This window comes from Paracoccus nototheniae (genome assembly GCF_004335005.1).
GTDB lineage: Bacteria > Pseudomonadota > Alphaproteobacteria > Rhodobacterales > Rhodobacteraceae > Paracoccus > Paracoccus nototheniae.
Genome location: NZ_RQRT01000151.1, coordinates 1 through 2766, shown reverse-complemented (window position 1 = coordinate 2766; position 2766 = coordinate 1). Strand labels below are relative to the sequence as shown.

The following is a 2766-nucleotide window of genomic DNA, read 5'->3' as shown; positions in this document are numbered from 1 at the left end:
CGGGGGGCGTGCTTGGGGGCGGGGCGCGGTGTCCTGCGCCAAGGCGGGCAGGGATGCCAGCGATGTGCCAAGGGCCAAGGCCGGGATCAGGACGGAACGGAATGCGATGCGGCGCATGGGCGATGCAACCTCCTCTTGCTGGTCGGGAACTTGGACCGCAGCCCTGCGCGGCGCAAGCCACCCTCGCGGGAATGTGCAGCGGTGGGGTGGGGATGGCTGCACCCGCCGCCCGCTGTGGCGGCCCCCTCGATGGCGGCCGCAAAGCGGCTTGGTCAGCGTGTCAGGCGCAGCGGCAGGGTCAGGGGACCATGGGCCTGCAGCCCGGATTTCCAGCGGACCGGCCCGTCCGGCGCCAGATCCGGGGCGCGGGCCAGCAGCGCGGTGAACAGGATATCCATGTTCAGCCGCGCCAGATTGTTGCCCAGACATACATGCACCCCGGCGCCAAAGGCCAGATGCAGGTTCGGATGGCGGGTGATGTCAAAGGCGTCGGCGCGCGCAAAAGCCGCAGGGTCGCGGTTGGCGCTGGCATAGAGCAACCCGAATTTCGTCCCCTGCGGCCAGTCCTGCCCGCAGATCGTCAGATCCTGCGCCGCATAGCGGTGAAAGAAGGGCAGGGGTGCTGCAAAGCGGAACATCTCCTGCACGGCACGGGCCATCAGGTCGGGGGTCGTGCGCAGCAACGCCAGCTGGTCGGGATGGGTCAGCAGCGCATGCAGCCCCGACCCCATCACGTCGATGGTGGACCCATGCCCCGCATGCAGGATCTGCATGATCGTGGCGATCAGCTCGTCATGGGTCAGAAGGCGCGCGCGTTCGGCCTCGATCATCGCCGACATCAGATCGTCGCGGGGCCGGGCGGATCGTTCACGGTGCAGATCCTCCAGCAGCAGGGCGAAGAGGCGCGTGGCCTCTTCCGCGAGGGCCTTCTTGGCGGGCGTGCGGTCGATGTCGAAATAGCGGACGACCTGATCGGACCATTCGGTCATCTGCGGGGCCAGCGCCGCATCCGTGCCGATCAGATGGCCGATCACCTGACCGGGCAAAGGGGCGGCCAGATCGGCGACGAAATCGATGTGCCCCTGCGCGATTAGCCGGTCCAGCGCCCGGTCCACCCAAGCGGTGACAAAGCCGCGCAGACCCTCCAGCCGGGTCTTGGTGAAGAACGGGAACACCGCGCGGCGCAGCCGGTCGTGATCCGGCCCGTCCGTGTCCAGCATCGAGGTCTGCACGAACCGTTCATGATACGGCATGTCGTGGAAATTGCCGGCCACCTGCAGGCGGCGCACCGTGTCGGGCGGGGCAAAGGCCGCCGGGTCGCGCACCATGCGCCGGTCCAGCGCGATGGCGCGCACATCCTGCATCCGCGCGGCCAGATGCGCGCCTGCGCCCGGCCAGAAGGGCAGGCCCGGCTGCGCGCGCAGATTGGCATAGGCAGGCCACGGGTTGGCGCCGAAATAGGCGGCCGAGGGGTCGAAAAGGGCCGTGATCATGTCCGGGGTTTCATCGCCCGTCCGTCACTCGGCGACAGGGGCAGGCGCGGTCGAGGTGATCGCCCCGGCCCGCTGCCAGCGCAGCTGTTCGGTCGGGGCGTCCAGCGCCATGGGCGCATAGGCGCGCTGATAGACCGAGCTGCCGAACACCCGCTCCAGCGGGCGGCGACCGTTGCGGGCGCGCCATTCGGCATCCGACACGGCCAGCGTCTCGCGGATCTGCGGATCGGTGCCGACGCGTCCCGCATGGGCCACCAGCGCCTGATCGGCGGCGGCGATGCCCCGGTCGGCCAGACGGTCGGGATTGCCGCCAAGGGCTGCCACCGCGTCGCCCTGCGGGTTGGGGTCGGTGATATTGGCGCCGCCGGGCGTGGGCGCGGGCAGCACCGCCAGATCGGGCGGCATCGCCAGCGACCGCGTGGGCAGGATGGCGAATTCATCCGGGCCGTTCTGTCCGGCCTTGATGTTGTTCAGCCGGGGTTCGCCCCCACAGGCCGCAAGGCCCAGTGCGGCGGCAAATCCGATCGTCAGCGCGCGTGTCCGCATGTTCCTGCCCTTTTGGTTCGTTCGGTCGTTCTAGCCGGATTTTCCGTCCTCGTCACGACCCTGTTGGTCCGGCTGTCTGGCAGGCGGCTGATCGGGGCCGGGGAACAGCTCGGCCTGAGTGGGTTCTGCGGGCCGGGTCGGGGGATTGGATCGGGGCGCCTTGGGCGCAGTCCGCTTGCGCGGGGTGGCTGCCGGCGGGGCGGTCTTGCCCTGCGGCATCAGCACCAGCCCGATCGCGCCTGCAAAGATCGAGATGTCGGCCACGTTGAAGCTGTAGGGGTTCTGCCAGCCCGGCAGCGACATGTTCAGGAAATCGGCCACCGCGCCGTACAGGATGCGGTCGATCACATTGCCAAGCGCGCCGCCGATCAGCAGGCCCGCCGCGATCCGCGCGAACCGGCCCAGTGCCGCCCGCCAGACCCAGATCCAGACCCAGACACAGATGGCCAGCGCGATACCGACCAGCACCCACCGCATCAGATCCGTCTCGGACGCCATCAGCCCGAAATTCACGCCCTGATTCCACGCCATGCGCAGGTTCAGCCAGGGCGGGAACACGTCGATGTCGCGGACCCTGTCCAGCTGCAGGATATGGACGACCAGATATTTCAGCGCCTGATCGACCACAAAGATCGCCGCCGCCACCCAGATCACCAGCCGCATGTCGCTGCGCGCGGGTGTCGCTGCGCGCGCAGGCTGGGCGGGCGTGCGCGCGCAGCGACACCCG

At 69.2% G+C, this 2766-nt stretch carries 3 protein-coding genes; all 3 read right to left on the bottom strand.

The window, feature by feature from the left end; all coding sequences use genetic code 11:
- Positions 1-272: 272 nt before the first annotated feature.
- Complete coding sequence (locus tag EG885_RS22160) at positions 273-1493, bottom strand: cytochrome P450 (protein WP_131579008.1); 1221 nt, start codon at positions 1491-1493, stop codon at positions 273-275.
- Positions 1494-1517: 24 nt separating this feature from the next.
- On the bottom strand, positions 1518-2039 hold the full coding sequence (locus EG885_RS22155; protein ID WP_131579006.1) for a DUF3035 domain-containing protein: 522 nt from the start codon (positions 2037-2039) through the stop codon (positions 1518-1520).
- A gap of 30 nt (positions 2040-2069) precedes the next feature.
- The coding region (gene lspA, locus EG885_RS22150; RefSeq protein ID WP_423227227.1) for a signal peptidase II at positions 2070-2766 on the bottom strand (697 nt) is incomplete at its 5' end.

Excerpts from the sequence above, each read along its gene's own strand:
- EG885_RS22160 (WP_131579008.1), bottom strand. The coding sequence starts at position 1,493 with ATGATCACGGCCCTTTTCGACCCCTCGGCCGCCTATTTCGGCGCCAAC.
- EG885_RS22155 (WP_131579006.1), bottom strand. The coding sequence starts at position 2,039 with ATGCGGACACGCGCGCTGACGATCGGATTTGCCGCCGCACTGGGCCTT.